Origin of the sequence: Aquabacterium sp. (genome assembly GCF_021768455.1) — a bacterium.
GTDB lineage: Bacteria > Pseudomonadota > Gammaproteobacteria > Burkholderiales > Burkholderiaceae_C > Aquabacterium.
Genome location: NZ_JAIZVX010000119.1, coordinates 1 through 13,777, shown reverse-complemented (window position 1 = coordinate 13,777; position 13,777 = coordinate 1). Strand labels below are relative to the sequence as shown.

The window sequence follows — 13,777 nt, the reverse complement described above, 5'->3', positions numbered from 1 at the left end:
AAATACGGCATCAGCCGCGACATGCAGGACGCCCTGGCCCTGGCCTGCTTCGAGCGCCAGCTCTGCGTCTCCATCGCCTCCGTCAAGCGCGCCGAAACCGGCAAGAGCCTCCTCCTGCGCACCGCCCGCCACCTCGCGGCCTTCTACGAGCTGGACGTGAGCGCGCTGATCCACGGTCAGCCCGAGCCGGCCGAGGACGAGGCCCTGGCTCCGCCCGATCTGCCCGCGCCCCGCCCCCTGTCTACGCTCCAGCCCGGTGAGGCCGGGGCCACCCCCTGGCCCGCTGGCAGCCCGGCCGCCCATGAAACCCGCCTGGTCCTGGTGCTGGCCTTGTGGCCCGTGGCCCCAGGGCGCCGCGCGCAGGTGGAGGCCATGCTCCGTGCCGAAGGCGGCCAGCCCTGGTCCGATCCCGGCTTGCCCGGCCTGGCCCTGATGGGCCTGTTTGGCGCACCCCGCGCTCAGCGCAGCGACCTCAGCCGCTGCCTGGCCGCTGCCGAGCGCCTGCAGGCCTGGTCGCAGGCCGAGCGCGAGCCCCTGCACCTGGCCCTGAGCGCCGGGCTCATGGCCGGCCAGGAGCTCGACTGGCCCGAGGCCCTGCTCGGAGACCCGGCGCAGGCCCAGGCCTGGGCCCCGGGCCTGCACGCCCACCGCTCGCTCTTGGGTCCGCTGCGGGCCCACCGCGAGCTCCTGCCCACGGCCCTGCCCGACATCGCCCGCCTGGGCGAGCCCGTGCCCCAGTCCCGCCGATCCTTCCGCCTCGCCGGACGCCAGCAGGAGCTGCGCCAGTTCCAGTCCCTGCTCGACACCGTGCTGGTCGACCAGCAGGCCCAGGTGCTGCTGGTGCGCGGCATGGCCGGCATGGGCAAGAGCCGGCTGCTGGCCGAGTGCCTGGACACGGCCCAGCAGCACTTCTTCCACACCGTCACCGTTGAATTGCAGGACTTCGGCGGCGACCGCCACCGCGAGGTCTTCACCTGCCTGCTCAAGGCCTTGCTCGACCTCGGTGAGCGCGGCAGCTTCTGGGAAGAGCTGGTCAACCAGCGCCTGCGCCCCTTTGCCCTGGGCCCCGACAGCCAGCTGCTCGCCCGTGACCTGCTCGGCGTGGCCCATCGCCCCGAAGAGCGCGCCCTGCTGCAGGCCATGGGCCATGCCCAGCGCGCCCAGTGGCTGGTGGCCCTGTTCGCCAGCCTGCTCACGCGCTCGGCCCTGCGCCGCCCGCTGTTGCTGGTCATCGAAGACCTGCACTGGGCGTCGGCCGCCACCATCGAGACCCTGGCTCAGGTCATGAGCGCCTGCCAGGAGGCCCAGATCCTGTGGCTGCTCAGCTCACGGGTCGAAGAGCCCCTGCGCCTCAACGAACTGCAGCGCGACATCCCCGAGGTGGCCGTCACCACCCTGACCCTGGCCCCCTTGCGCCAGACCGAAGGCCAGGACCTGGCCCGCCAGTTCGGCCACGTCGACGAAGCCTGGCGCGCCCAGTGCATCGAGCGCGCCCAGGGGCACCCGCTCTTCCTGACCCAGCTGCTCATGGCCGATCGCCACGAGGCGCTGCCTGACACCTTCCAGCACCTGCTGCAGGTTCGCCTCGACGACGTCTCCCCTCAAGACCGCCATGCCCTGCGCCTGGCCGCCGTGCTGGGCCAGCCCTTCCTGGCCAGCCAGCTCGACGGCCTCATGCCCAGCCCCGGCTACGACCCCAGCCCGCTGGTGCAGCACTGTTTCCTGCGCCACCTCGAGGGCGGCCGCCACGACTTCCTGCACGCCCTCATCCGCCAGGGCATCTACGAGGCCCTGCCGCTGCGCCAGCGCGAGGCCATGCACCTGCAGGTCGCCCGCCAGTTCCAGGGGCAGGACGCCGGCCTGCACGCCCGCCACCTGCACCTGGCCCGCCAGCCCGAGGCCCCGGCGCGGCTGCTGGCCGCCGCCCGCCAGGCCCACGATGCCTTCGACCACGAGGCCGCGCTCTCGCTGCTGCAGGCCTATGCCGACGTCGACTACGCCCCGCGTGACGTGCACGCCCACGCCATGGCACTGGGCGAGGTGCACAGCAAGATGGGCCGCACGCCCCTGGCCCGCGAAGCCTTCGAGCGTGCCCTGGCCCATGCGCCCGATCTGGCCGGCCGCCTCACCGCCACCGTGGCCCTGGCCGGTGCGCTCAACGTGCTCGATGAACTCCAGGCCGAAGAGGCCCTGATCGACGCGGCCCTGCCCGAAGCCGACCAGCCCGACACCCTGGCCCAGCTGGCCGGACTGCACTACCTCAAGGGCAACCTCTACTTCCCCCGCGGTGACGTGGCCCGCAGCCGCCACCACCACAGCCTGGCCATGGAGGTCGCCAGCCGCGCCGGCGAGGCCCGCCTGCAGGCCCGCGCCCTCAGCGGCCTGGGCGACGCCGATTACGGCGAAGGCCGCATGCCCACGGCCCACGGTCACTTCCAGCGCTGCCTGGCCCTGTGCGAGGCCCACGGCCTGCGCGACATCGAGGCCTCCAACCGCTTCATGCTGGCCACCACGCAGATCTACCTCTGCCAGACCGACGACGCCCTGCAGCAGGCCCTGGCCTCCGCCGAAACCGGCCACCGCGTGGGCAACCGCCGTGCCGAGATCGTCTCGCGCCTGACCGCCAGCTGGATCGAGCTCAGCCGTGGCGACGCCCACGCCGGCCTGATGCAGGCCGAAGAGGCGCTGCTGATCGCGCGCGCCATCGGGGCCCAGCGCTTCGAGCCCTTCCTGCAGGAAAGCCAGGCCCGCGCCCTTTACACCCTGGGTGACGCCGATGCGGCCCGCCGCACCATCGAAGCGGCCTGGGAGGGCGTCGAGCAGCTCGGCCTGCACGCCTTCATCGGCCCCTGGGTGCTGGGCACCCTGGCCCTGCTTTCGGCCGACGAGGGCCGTGCGCAGGAGGCCCTGTCCCGTGGGCAGGCCCTGATGGACAAGGGCTGCGTGGCCCACAACGTCTACCGCTTCCACGCCAGCGCCATGGAATGCCACGTGCTGGCCGGGCGCCACGCCCAGGCGCTGGCGGTGGGCGAGCAGTGGCGTCGGCGCACCGGCCTGGAGCCCACGCCCTGGGTGGCCGGCCTGGCCGACTTCATGGCCGCCTGCGCCACCAGCCCGGCCGAGCCGCCCGGGCCCGGTCACCCCTTGTGGCAGGCCCTGCGTGCGCAGCAGACCCTGCACGTGATGCTGAGGTTGCCCCGCGCCCTTCTTCCCTGAGGCTCTCAGTGCCGGTCCAGGTAGGCCATGGCCCATCCCGCCATCAGCTCGGACTGGGCCATGCACTGCTCGTGCAGCCCGGCGCCGTTCGTCCAGCCGCCGCCAAAGAACAGCGGCATCTGAGGCTGCTGCGCATTGCCCAGGTTCAGGGCCAGCGTGCGTTCCTGGGCCTCGATGCAGGCCAGGTCCAGCACATTGTGTTTGAACAGCGCCCAGGCTTTGCCACGGTGCGTGGGCGACACCGCCTCCAGCTCATGGGAATAGCCGGTTGGCGGGTGGTCTGACCCCGCGTGTGCCTGGGCCAGGTGGGGCAGGGCATCGAGCAGGGCCGGGGGCAGGGTCGCACCGGTGGTCCGATCCAGCACGGCAGCCGGGTTCACCAGGTGCAGATCGGGCAGCAGCGAGGTGAAGTACATCGGCATGTTGATGCGGTCCAGCGCCGGGTTGGCCGCGTCGTTCTGGTGGAAGTTCTCCACATAGCTCATGCGGTAGGGCTGGGCCTGCTGGTCGCGCGGGTGCACCAGCACGTTGTAGGTCCGCCAGGCGGCCCGGCTGCGCGGCAGCAGGGCATCGTCGGTGTGGCACACCCCATAGCTGCGCGTGTAGCGCACCCGGCTCAGCGTGCGGCGCAGGCCTTCTTCCTGGTAGGCGGGCAGGCCGCTCAGGTCGAGGGCGCGCAGGGTGTCGTCGGCGTGCAGGGCGGTCAGCACGAGGTCGACGTGCACGGGCTCGCCCTCACGGGGCGTCACCACCGCACCGGCCGGGCTCACGCGCACGCGCACGTCCTGCCCCCGCAGGCAGCGCACCCCGACGTGATCGGTGCTGCGCGCCTCCAGGGTGGCGGCCAGGGTGTCCAGCCAGTGCTGGGCCCCATAGGCAAAGTAGCAGCGCTTCGGGGGCACGGCCTGGTCCGAGCCCTCCTGCACCTGGTAGTACTGGAAGGGCGATTGCAGCGGCATGCCGCCGGGGCCCGTGCGGTCGTCGGTGAAGTACATGGCCGAGATCCGCGGGTAGTACACCTCGTCGCGGATGCGGCGCAGGCGCTCGCCGAGTGCGGGCTCCGTCCAGTCGATGGCGATGCCCAGGTCGCGGGCCGTGGCCCACAACTGACCTTCGGGATCGGCGATGCAGTCCTCGAAGTAGCGTGCCACGGTGTAGCGGGCGTCCACCTTGGGGGGCTGCGACCCGGTGTCGCGGACCAGGTCGAGGGCGTGCTGGTGCACCACCTTGATCAGGCGGGCCAGTTCGCCGCCTTCGGCCTGGGCCAGGTTGAAGCGCGGGTCGCTCACGCCTTCGAAGAGGCTGGCGTCGTCCGTCAGCACATGGCGGCCGTCGGCGGTGAAGTAGCTTTCGGTGTCCTGCAGCGGCTTCATGTGCCGCAGGTAGCCCAGGTCGGCCATGCAGGCGCCGAGCCGGTGGTAGGTGCTCAGGTTCACGTCATTGACGCCCAGATCCGCCCAGCGCACGAAGTCGCCCCGCGGCTGGCCCTGCGCGTCCTGCCACTGGCCCAGCGTCACGGCCACCGTGTCGGCGTTGCCGCCAAAGGCCGGCTTGCGCTCGAACACCGTGATTTGCAGGCGGCGGTGCCCGTGGGCCGCCAGCTGCTGCAGGTAGTAGGCGGCAGACAGGCCCGAAATGCCCCCGCCGATGATCGCGATGTGAAAGCCCATGGCTCCGCCGTCCTTCCTGCTGTCTGGTCTGGCTGGAGTCTAGGTGCCGTCGGTGACAGGGCCTGGTATCAGTTTGGTATCTCTTGGACCCAACGGTGTCAGCTGTGTGGTGAACACCCCTCGACTCCGCCGATCGGCCCCGCCCGGCCTGCGGCCCAATCGCCGGTGGAGGATCCCCATGCCCGACGCCACCCAGGCCCCGCTGACCGCAGACGAAGCCCGGCTCACCCTGGCCTACCTGTTGCGCCGCATGCGCCTGAAAAGCGATTTTCCGGCGCTGGCGGCGTCGGTCACGCGCATCCAGGCGATGTCCGACTCCGAGCACGAAAACATGCAGACCCTCTGCGAGGGCATCCTGCAGGACGTGGCGCTCACCCAGAAGCTGCTGCGCCTGGTCAACACCGCGCACTTTCGCCGCGGCGGCGAACCCATCAGCTCGGTGGCCCGCGCCGTGGCCCTGATCGGCATGGGCGGCGTGCGCAACCTGGCGCTCTCGCTGATGCTGCTGGAGCACATGGAGGACAAGGCCCATGCCCACCAGCTCCAGGGCGAGTTCCTGCGCGCCGTCATGGCCGGCACCCTGGCGGCCGAACTGTCCCGCAGTGGCCCCGAGGGCGAGCTGGCCTACATGGGCGCCCTGTTTCGCAACCTGGGGCGCCTGCTGGCCTTCTACTACCTGCCCGACGACGCCGAGCAGATCATGGCCCTGAGCGAGAAGGCCGCACCGGGCACCCCTGCCTTGAGCCTGGAAGCCGCGGCCCGGCAGGTGCTGGGCATGGGCCTGGACCAGCTGGGCGTCAGTGTGGGGCGCATGTGGGGCCTGCCGGAAGACCTGGTCAGCACCATGCTGGACCCGGGCGAGGTGGTGCCGGCGCGCTCCCTGGCGGCGCGGCCCGAGCGCAGCGTGTGGCTGGCCAGCCTGGCCAACCAGGCGGCCGATGCCATGCTGCACACCGAGCCCATCGAGCTGGGTCTGGCCCTGGACGCGCTCTCGGCGGTCTACGCCGATGCCCTCGACCTGCCCCCCGACGCCCTGGCCGATGCCGCAGGCCGCGCCCGCCAGCGCCTGAGCGCCCTCACCAGCGCCCTGAGCCTGCACGTGGCCCCCGAGGACCCGGGCGCCCGCTTGCTCGACACCTGGTACACCGACAGCCCCCAGCACGAGGCCGACATCGACCCCACTGGCCTGGTGGCGGGCCCGGACAGCGCCCTCCTGGCCCCTGGGACGCCGCCTGCGGCCTGGGGCATGGCGGGCAGTTCGGCACGTGCCCAGCCCGTGCGCGACCCGGATCCGCCTCCCCTGCCCATGCTGCCTGCCGACCTCGACCCCCAGGCCCTGCTGACCGCCCGCATCCTGGCCCTGGCCGAGGTTCTGGCCGGCCCCTACCAGCTCACCGACGTGCTGCAGGCCGTCATCGAGACCCTGCGCCAGGCGCTGGACTGCCGCCGGGTGGTCTTCTGCCTGCGAGACCCGCTCTCGGCCAGCCTCCAGGGGCGCCTGGGCGTGGGCGAGGGCAGCGATGCCCTGAAGGCCCTGTTCCGCGTGCCCCTGCCGGCCAACGCCTCGGCCCAGGCCGACCTTTTCGGCGCCGTCTGCCTCAAGAACGTCGACACCCTCATCGCCGACGCCAGTGCTCCGGCCATCGTGCAGCGCCTGCCGACCTGGTTCCGCGACCACGTCCAGGCGCCCACCTTCCTGCTCATGCCCCTGGTGCTGCAGCGGCCGCCCCAGCCCGACCTGGTGCTGGGCCTGCTGTATGCCGACCGTGGCCTGCCAGGCAGCCTGCAGATCGACGCCCCGACCCTCTCCCTGCTGCGCACCCTGCGCAACCAGGCGATCGTGGCCTTCCGTCAGCAGCGACGGGGCCCATAATCGCGCCCCATGTTCCGCATCGTCCTGGTTGAACCCGAGATCCCGCCCAACACCGGCAACGTCATCCGGCTGGCGGCCAACACCGGCTGCGAGCTCCACCTGATCGAGCCCCTGGGCTTTTCCATGGACGACAAGCTGCTGCGCCGCGCCGGCCTCGATTACCACGAGTACGCGCCGGTGCGCCGCCACGCCAGCTGGCAGGCCTTTCTGGACGCCATGCAGCCCGATGCCACGCGCATGTTTGCCTTCACCACCCGGGGCAGCCAGCCCTTCAACCTGACCGCCTGGCAGCCGGGCGACTGGCTCGTGTTCGGTTGCGAAACCCGTGGACTCGACCCGGCCTTGCGCGAGACCTTCCCGACGACCCAGCGCGTGCGCCTGCCCATGCGCGAAGGGCAGCGCAGCCTGAACCTCAGCAATGCGGTGGCGGTGGCGGTGTTCGAAGGCTGGCGCCAGAACGGTTACGCCGAGGGCGTCTGAGCCCGGCCTGGCTGTTGTCAGCCTTCAGCCCGGGCCTCGCGGCGCATCAGCGCGCCCACGGCCTCGCGCGGCGAGAGCCGCCCGTCGAGCACGGCCACCACGGTTTCCGTGATGGGCATGGGCACGCCCAGCCCCTGCGCGCGCTGCCACACCGTGGCCGCGCTGTAGACGCCTTCGGCCACATGGCCCAGTTCGGCCACGATCTGCGCCAGCGGCTTGCCCGTGGCCAGCTGCAGGCCCACCGTGCGGTTGCGCGAGAGGCTGCCGGTGGCGGTCAGCACCAGATCCCCCAGGCCCGACAGGCCCATGAAGGTGTCGGTGCGCGCGCCCAGGGCCACGCCCAGGCGGGTCATCTCGGCCAGGCCACGCGTGATCAGCGCGGCGCGGGCATTGAGGCCCAGGTCCATGCCATCGGCGATGCCGGTGGCGATGGCCAGCACGTTCTTCACCGCGCCACCCACCTCGACGCCCACCGGGTCGGTCGAGGTGTAGACGCGCAGGCTGTCGGAATGGAAGGCCGCCACGGCCTGCTCGGCCAGGGCCGCGTCGGTGCTGGCCGCCACCAGGGCCGTGGGCATGCCCAGGGCCACCTCGTGCGCGAAGCTGGGGCCCGAGAGCACGCCATGGCGCGCACCGGGCCGCAGGGCCTGGGCCACCTCATGGCCGAGCCGGCCCGTGCCCTTTTCGAAGCCCTTGCACAGCCACAGCGTCGCCACATCGGCGGGCAGGCGCTGCAGCGTGCTGCCCAGCGCCGCCATCGGCGTGCCCACGATCACCAGTCCGCCTTGCGCACGCGCATGGGCCACGGCCTCGTCGAGGTCATGGCGCAGCAGCAGGGCGTCAGGGAAGGGGGCGTCGGGCAGGTAGCGCGCGTTACAGCGTGCGGCGGCCATGTCGGCGACCTGGCCTGCGTCGCGCGCCCACAGCATCACCCTCGGGTTGTGCCGGGCCGCGCTGATCGCCAGCGCCGTGCCCCAGGCTCCCGCGCCCAGCACCGTGATCGGTGGCGGGCTGGTGGGCGAAGGGGCGGTGCCTGAATCGGGTGCCTGAACCAATGGGTTCATGCGCACGCGTTCAGTTGGGGGCTTGTTCGCCGGTCAGGGCGGCAGCCTGGGCCTGGGCCAGCTGGGCCTCGTACATGGCCTGGAAGTTCACTTCGGTCAGGTGCACGGGCGGGAAGCCGGTGCGGTTCAGCACGTCGGCCACGGTGGCGCGCAGGTAGGGGTAGACGATCTGCGGGCAGGCGATGGCGATGATCGGCTGCATCTGCTCTTGCGGCACGTTGCGGATCTCGAACAGGCCGGCCTGCTTGGCTTCGACCAGGAACAGGGTCTTGTCGTTGACCTTGGCGGTCACGGTGGCGGTCACGGCCACTTCGTACAGGCCTTCCTGCACCGGGTCGGCGTGCAGGTTCAGCTGCACGTCCACTTGCGGCTGGCCGGGTTCCAGCAGGATCTGGGGGGCGTTCGGCAGTTCGAGGGACAGGTCCTTCAGGTAGATGCGCTGGATGCTGAAGGACGGTTGTGCGGCTTGGTCGCTCATGGGGATTCCTGAATGGGTAGAGAAAAAGGCCGGGGCGCCACGGATGGCGCAAAGGGTCCAAGCCAGTGATGCAGTGTCCTGCAAACGGGCTGGATTATGGCCCAGCGCCATGGCGCGGCCATGACGCATCGCATAAGGGTATGCGGGGAGAACCCCCTGTTCGCAGGCCCCCTGGGCGGGACCTCAGGCGCCGTTGAGCAGGGGCAGCAGGCCGCCGCGCTTGTCCAGGTCCATCAGGTCGTCGCAGCCGCCCACGTGGGTCTCGCCAATGAAGATCTGCGGCACCGTGCGCCGGCCCGTGATGGCCATCATGTGGTCGCGCTGGGCCGGGTCCATGTCGATGCGGACCTCTTCGATGGCCTCGACCCCGCGCTGCTTCAGCAGCATCTTGGCCCGCTGGCAGTAGGGGCAGACCTGGGTGGTGTACATCTTGACGGCTTGCATGGTGGGCGGCGTCCGTGGGCTGGGCTCCTGCGTGGAGCGGGTGGCAAAAGAGGGGCTTTCGGGCATTGTCCCGCCAAGGACATGCCCGCCTGCACTGTGGGGAGACTCGCGGGCCCTTTCCCGTATGGTTTGGCGCAAGCTCCCCGTGCAGCCTCAGGCCTTCTCGATCGGCAGGTTGGCTTCGCGCCAGGCCTTCAGGCCGCCACCCAGGGGCTGCACGTTCTCGTGGCCCAGCTTCTTGAGTTCGGCCACGGCCTTGCCCGAGCGTGCGCCCGTGGCACACACCACCACCAGCGGGATCTTCTTGTTGCTGGGCAGGCCCTTGCCCGAAGCGATCTCGCTCAGGGGCAGGTTCTTGGCGCCGACCACGTGGGCCGCCGCGTACTCGGCCGCTTCGCTCACGTCGATGACCTGGCCTTTTTCACGGTTGATGACCTGCACGGCCTGCGCGGGCGACAGGCCGGCACTGACCGCTGCCCCCTGGATCTGCTGCCACAACAGCAGGCCGCCGGAGGCCGCAGCCGCCACCATCCAGTACCAGTTTTGGGCGATGTAGCTCGTCGAATTCATGCAAAGGCTTTCAGTAAGAGGGGGCGGGCAGCCGGGGATTATAAAATCCGCGGCTGGCTGGTGGACGCACCGCTTTCTTCACCACGTGACCCCACGTGATTTCTCTCGATAGGGACAGACCGTCATGTACAAGCTCGTGCTGATTCGCCACGGCGAATCGACCTGGAACCTGGAAAACCGCTTCACCGGCTGGACCGATGTGGAACTGACCGAGACCGGTGTGGAACAGGCCAAACAGGCCGGCCGTCTGCTCAAGGCCGAAGGCTACGAGTTCGACGTGGCCTACACCTCGGTGCTCAAGCGTGCCATCCACACCCTGAACTACGCCCTCGACGAGATGGAGCGCAGCTGGCTGCCGGTGGTCAAGAGCTGGCGCCTCAACGAGCGCCACTATGGTGGCCTGCAGGGCCTGAACAAGGCCGAGACCGCCAAGCAGTACGGTGACGAGCAGGTGCTGATCTGGCGCCGCAGCTACGACACCCCGCCGCTGCCGCTGGACGCCAACGACCCGCGCGGCCAGCGCCAGGACCTGCGCTACGCCAAGCTGGACCCGGCACAGATCCCCCTGACCGAATGCCTGAAGGACACCGTCGAGCGCGTACTGCCCTTCTGGAACGAGTCGATGGCGCCCGCCATCAAGGCCGGCAAGCGCATCGTCGTGGCCGCCCACGGCAACTCCATCCGCGCCCTGGTCAAGTACCTGGACAACATCAGCGATGACGACATCGTGGGCCTGAACATCCCCAACGGCATCCCCCTGGTGTACGAGCTCGACGAGAACCTCAAGCCCATCCGCCACTACTACCTGGGCGATGCCGAAGCCGCCGCCAAGGCCGCAGCGGCCGTGGCCACGCAAGGCAAGGCCTGATCAGGGCTGCAGAGACCAGACCAGCGGGCAGTGGTCCGACAGCTGTCGGCCGCGGTCCGCGGGGTCGTAAGGCAGGCGCGCAAAGCGCCTGTTTTTTTGTCGGTCGGCCAGGCGCTGGTCGATGAAGATGTCGTCGATGTACTGCCGGTGCGTGTCGTCGGCATCGCAGGGCACCACGGGCGCGCCTTCGGTGGCACGCCACAGCACCGCACCGGGCGGGTTGTGGTCGCTCCAGGCCTGCACGACGTTCAGGGGCGCGTCCTCATCGGGGCCGGCGGGGTAGCGGGCGTCCTTGTCGAGGTGGCGGTTGAAGTCGCCCAGCACGGCAAAGGCCACGCCATCGCGCACGCGCTGGTCGATCCACTGTTCCACGATGGGCACCTGCTGCTGCAGGCGGCCGCACGGGCCGAAGCTGCGGTCCAGCTTGCCGGTGAAGCAGCCGCTTTTCAGGTGCACGGACAGCACGCGCACCTCGCGCGGTGTGCCGGGCCACAGGCTGATGTCGGCGCCTGCGCGGCTGCTGCCGTCGACGTCGAGTGCGCGCAGGTCGCCGTTGCAGCGGTAGGGCAGGCCTTCGCGGATCGCAAAGCCCACCTTCTGAGGGTGGGCGCGTTGCACGAAGCAGTCCAGTTTCCACCCCTGCCTGAAGACCAGTCTGGCGGCCTCGGGGCCATCCACCTCCTGCAGCCCCACCAGATCGGCCTGGTGCATGCCGCGCAGCTGCGCCGCGGTGCGGGCCAGGGCGTCGAAGTCGGCGGTGCTGCGGCTGGGTGGGGGCGTGCGGCCCGGGGTGCAGGGCAGGGCGCGCTCGTTCGAGCCGGGCTGCTGGCGCATGCAGCGCGTGGCCAGGTCGTCGTGGGCGGCTGGTGTCATCAGCCATTCCATGTTCCAGGTGGCCAGGGTGAGGCCGGCGTGCGCCGGGCCGCTGAGCAGGGTCAGGCCCATCACCCAGCCGAGCACGGCCAGCCTGGCCGGGGCGAGCATGCGGGTGCGCGGCATCACAGGCCGAGGGCGGCGCGGTCCAGCGTGTAGTTCTGCGGGCCGGCGGCGGCGATCTTGATGGCGCCGATCTGGTTGGCCAGGGCCACGGCCTTGACCAGGTCCCAGCCTTGCGACAGGCCGTAGAGCAGGCCGCCACGGAAGGCGTCGCCACAGCCGGTGGGGTCGACCACGGCCGCGGCCTTCACGCCCGGCACATGGGTCTTCACGCCCTGGATGTAGACATTGCAGCCATCGGCACCCAGGGTCTCGATCAGGCCCTTGAGGTGCGAGGTGGACAGCGCTTCCAGGCTGCTGCCGGTGCGGTCGGCCAGGAGCTTGGCTTCGTAGTCGTTCACGGCCACCCAGGTGGCTTGCGAGACGAAGCGCTTGAGCTCTTCGCCATCGAACATCGGCAGGCCCTGGCCCGGGTCGAAGATGAAGGGGATCTGGGCGTCGTGCAGCTGCTGGGCGTGCTGGACCATGGCGTCGCGGCCGTCCGGAGCCACGATGGCGAGCTGGATGCGCGGGTCTGCTTCGATCTTCAGGCGGTGGGCCTGGCCCATGGCGCCGGGGTGGAAAGCCGTGATCTGGTTGTTGTCCTGGTCGGTGATGATGATGGCCTGGGCGGTGTAGTCGTCTTCGACCGTCAGCAGGTGCTGCTGGCTGATGCCGAGCTGCTCGAGGCGGTTGCGGTAGAGGTCGCCGTCCTTGCCCAGCGCGGCCATGACCAGGGGCTCGCCGCCCAGCTGCTTGAGGCTGTAGGCGATGTTGCCGGCACAGCCGCCGAATTCCTTGCGCAGCGTGGGCACCAGGAAGGACACGTTCAGGATGTGCACCTGCTCGGGCAGGATCTGCTGCGCGAACCGGCCGGGGAAGGTGGTGATGGTGTCGAAGGCCAGGGAGCCACAGATCAGCACGGACATGGTGGGTTCTTTCAGGGTCAGGGGTAGAACAGCTCGGCCGTGTAGCCGGCTGGCTGCAGCGAAGGGGCGCGCAGCTGCCACAGGAGCGTGGTGCTGCGGACCGAGGGCACGGCCACCGGGATGCTGGCGGCGCCACTGGGGCGCTGGGGGGCATCGGCCTTGACATCGGCGCTGTCCAGCCATTCGGCGTCGGACGGCGAAAACGCACGGCGGGCGATCACGGCGCCATTGGCGTCGGTCAGGGTCAGGTCGACATGGGGCCAGGCCAGCTCGATCGGGGCCTTGTTGTGCACCACCACCGCCAGGCGATAGCGGTCGGGGCCGTCGGAGGTGGCGCGCACCAGGGTCGCGCTTTCGACCTGCAGGGCCTCCAGGCGCAGCGGTGCTTGGAGGGTGCAGCCCACCGTCTGGCACCACTGCGCCAGATAAGGCCGCAGCGGCGGGTGGTAGGCGGCCAGCAGGTCACGGAACTGGTGGGCCATCTGCAGGCTGAGGGTGAGCACCAGGCTCAAGGCCACCAGCGAGAGCACGGCGCGCACGGCCGGGTGGCGCCAGAAGGCCTGGCGCTGGGCGCGCTTCATGAACTCGGGCGTGGGCTGGGCGGCGCGGGTGCCGGGCTTGCCCTTGCGCTGGCTGGGCGGCTCGACCGCGGTTTCCGGGACGAAGTCTTCACCGAAGCGCGAGGGCTGCGTGGTGGGGATGCCCTCGTCAAGCCCCGAGGGTGTGGCCTCCGGGCGAGGGGCATCGGCCTGCAGCGAGGCCGCGGGCGCCTTGGCCGCCGCGATCGGGGGCATGGGCGTGTGCGCGAGTGTGGGCGAGGGCGTGGGCTCCTCCCAGGGGTCCTCGTCGAGCAGGGCGTCGCTGGGGAACTGGGCGTCAGCGAATTCGGGGCCCTTCTTGCGCAGGTAAGCCGGCTTGCGTTCGCGGGGCGAGGGCAGCAGGTAGCGCGAGTCGAGGGCGTCGGCTTCGTCGGTTTCGGGCAGGTTGGCGCTGTCGGGGGCCTCTGGCGGCTCGGGCTGCCAGCGCTGGGGCTGCACGGCCAGGGTGAGGTTCAGGCGGTCTTCGTCGGCCGGCGGCGCGGGTTCGAGCGGCGCGGCCTCGGCAGGCAGGGGCTCGGTGGGCAGGGCCTCTGTGCTGAGGGGCGGGCCATCGATGGCGGTGTCCAGCTCGAACTCGGTCGTGGCCTCGATGGGCGCGGTGCTGGGCGGCG

At 70.7% G+C, this 13,777-nt stretch carries 12 protein-coding genes; 4 read left to right on the top strand and 8 right to left on the bottom strand.

The window, feature by feature from the left end; genetic code table 11:
* Positions 1 to 3,216 (top strand): AAA family ATPase (locus QZ994_RS14730; RefSeq protein WP_290873173.1); only part of this gene is annotated, 3,216 nt, incomplete at its 5' end.
* A 5-nt stretch (positions 3,217 to 3,221) separates the two neighbouring features.
* Here the strand turns inward: QZ994_RS14730 and QZ994_RS14725 are convergent.
* Positions 3,222 to 4,886, bottom strand: coding sequence for an FAD-dependent oxidoreductase (locus QZ994_RS14725; protein WP_290873170.1), 1,665 nt, complete (start codon positions 4,884 to 4,886; stop codon positions 3,222 to 3,224).
* Between the two features lie 178 nt (positions 4,887 to 5,064).
* On the opposite strand from QZ994_RS14725, the gene QZ994_RS14720 reads away from it, so the two are divergent.
* Entirely contained in the window at positions 5,065 to 6,759 is a 1,695-nt protein-coding gene (locus QZ994_RS14720; RefSeq protein ID WP_290873167.1) for an HDOD domain-containing protein, read from the top strand.
* A 9-nt stretch (positions 6,760 to 6,768) separates the two neighbouring features.
* A complete protein-coding gene (gene trmL / locus QZ994_RS14715; RefSeq protein WP_290873164.1) occupies positions 6,769 to 7,239 on the top strand; it encodes a tRNA (uridine(34)/cytosine(34)/5-carboxymethylaminomethyluridine(34)-2'-O)-methyltransferase TrmL in 471 nt (156 codons plus the stop codon).
* 17 nt (positions 7,240 to 7,256) lie between these two features.
* On the opposite strand, the gene QZ994_RS14710 is transcribed toward trmL, so the two are convergent.
* The 4 genes from QZ994_RS14710 to QZ994_RS14695 form a co-directional block, all read right to left on the bottom strand.
* Positions 7,257 to 8,303, bottom strand: a complete 1,047-nt coding sequence (locus tag QZ994_RS14710; RefSeq protein WP_290873161.1) for an NAD(P)H-dependent glycerol-3-phosphate dehydrogenase — start codon at positions 8,301 to 8,303, stop codon at positions 7,257 to 7,259.
* A 10-nt stretch (positions 8,304 to 8,313) separates the two neighbouring features.
* Complete coding sequence (gene secB, locus QZ994_RS14705; protein ID WP_290873158.1) at positions 8,314 to 8,781, bottom strand: protein-export chaperone SecB; 468 nt, start codon at positions 8,779 to 8,781, stop codon at positions 8,314 to 8,316.
* Between the two features lie 183 nt (positions 8,782 to 8,964).
* Complete coding sequence (grxC, locus tag QZ994_RS14700; RefSeq protein ID WP_290873155.1) at positions 8,965 to 9,225, bottom strand: glutaredoxin 3; 261 nt, start codon at positions 9,223 to 9,225, stop codon at positions 8,965 to 8,967.
* A gap of 153 nt (positions 9,226 to 9,378) precedes the next feature.
* Positions 9,379 to 9,795, bottom strand: a complete 417-nt coding sequence (locus QZ994_RS14695; protein ID WP_290873153.1) for a rhodanese-like domain-containing protein — start codon at positions 9,793 to 9,795, stop codon at positions 9,379 to 9,381.
* A 124-nt stretch (positions 9,796 to 9,919) separates the two neighbouring features.
* On the opposite strand from QZ994_RS14695, the gene gpmA reads away from it, so the two are divergent.
* Positions 9,920 to 10,663, top strand: coding sequence for a 2,3-diphosphoglycerate-dependent phosphoglycerate mutase (gpmA, locus tag QZ994_RS14690; protein WP_290873150.1), 744 nt, complete (start codon positions 9,920 to 9,922; stop codon positions 10,661 to 10,663).
* On the opposite strand, the gene QZ994_RS14685 is transcribed toward gpmA, so the two are convergent.
* The 3 genes from QZ994_RS14685 to QZ994_RS14675 all read right to left on the bottom strand — a co-directional run.
* On the bottom strand, positions 10,664 to 11,662 hold the full coding sequence (locus QZ994_RS14685; RefSeq protein ID WP_290873147.1) for an endonuclease/exonuclease/phosphatase family protein: 999 nt from the start codon (positions 11,660 to 11,662) through the stop codon (positions 10,664 to 10,666).
* Positions 11,662 to 12,567, bottom strand: coding sequence for a carbohydrate kinase family protein (locus QZ994_RS14680; RefSeq protein ID WP_290873145.1), 906 nt, complete (start codon positions 12,565 to 12,567; stop codon positions 11,662 to 11,664). The genes QZ994_RS14685 and QZ994_RS14680 overlap by 1 nt, the downstream gene beginning before the upstream one ends.
* A gap of 17 nt (positions 12,568 to 12,584) precedes the next feature.
* On the bottom strand, positions 12,585 to 13,777 hold a 1,193-nt coding region (locus QZ994_RS14675), incomplete at its 5' end, for a DUF3426 domain-containing protein (RefSeq protein WP_290873142.1).

Excerpts from the sequence above, each read along its gene's own strand:
- secB (WP_290873158.1), bottom strand. The coding sequence starts at position 8,781 with ATGAGCGACCAAGCCGCACAACCGTCCTTCAGCATCCAGCGCATCTAC.
- gpmA (WP_290873150.1), top strand. The coding sequence starts at position 9,920 with ATGTACAAGCTCGTGCTGATTCGCCACGGCGAATCGACCTGGAACCTG.
- trmL (WP_290873164.1), top strand. The coding sequence starts at position 6,769 with ATGTTCCGCATCGTCCTGGTTGAACCCGAGATCCCGCCCAACACCGGC.
- QZ994_RS14680 (WP_290873145.1), bottom strand. The coding sequence starts at position 12,567 with ATGTCCGTGCTGATCTGTGGCTCCCTGGCCTTCGACACCATCACCACC.
- grxC (WP_290873155.1), bottom strand. The coding sequence starts at position 9,225 with ATGCAAGCCGTCAAGATGTACACCACCCAGGTCTGCCCCTACTGCCAG.
- QZ994_RS14725 (WP_290873170.1), bottom strand. The coding sequence starts at position 4,886 with ATGGGCTTTCACATCGCGATCATCGGCGGGGGCATTTCGGGCCTGTCT.
- QZ994_RS14685 (WP_290873147.1), bottom strand. The coding sequence starts at position 11,662 with ATGCCGCGCACCCGCATGCTCGCCCCGGCCAGGCTGGCCGTGCTCGGC.
- QZ994_RS14720 (WP_290873167.1), top strand. The coding sequence starts at position 5,065 with ATGCCCGACGCCACCCAGGCCCCGCTGACCGCAGACGAAGCCCGGCTC.
- QZ994_RS14710 (WP_290873161.1), bottom strand. The coding sequence starts at position 8,303 with ATGAACCCATTGGTTCAGGCACCCGATTCAGGCACCGCCCCTTCGCCC.
- QZ994_RS14695 (WP_290873153.1), bottom strand. The coding sequence starts at position 9,795 with ATGAATTCGACGAGCTACATCGCCCAAAACTGGTACTGGATGGTGGCG.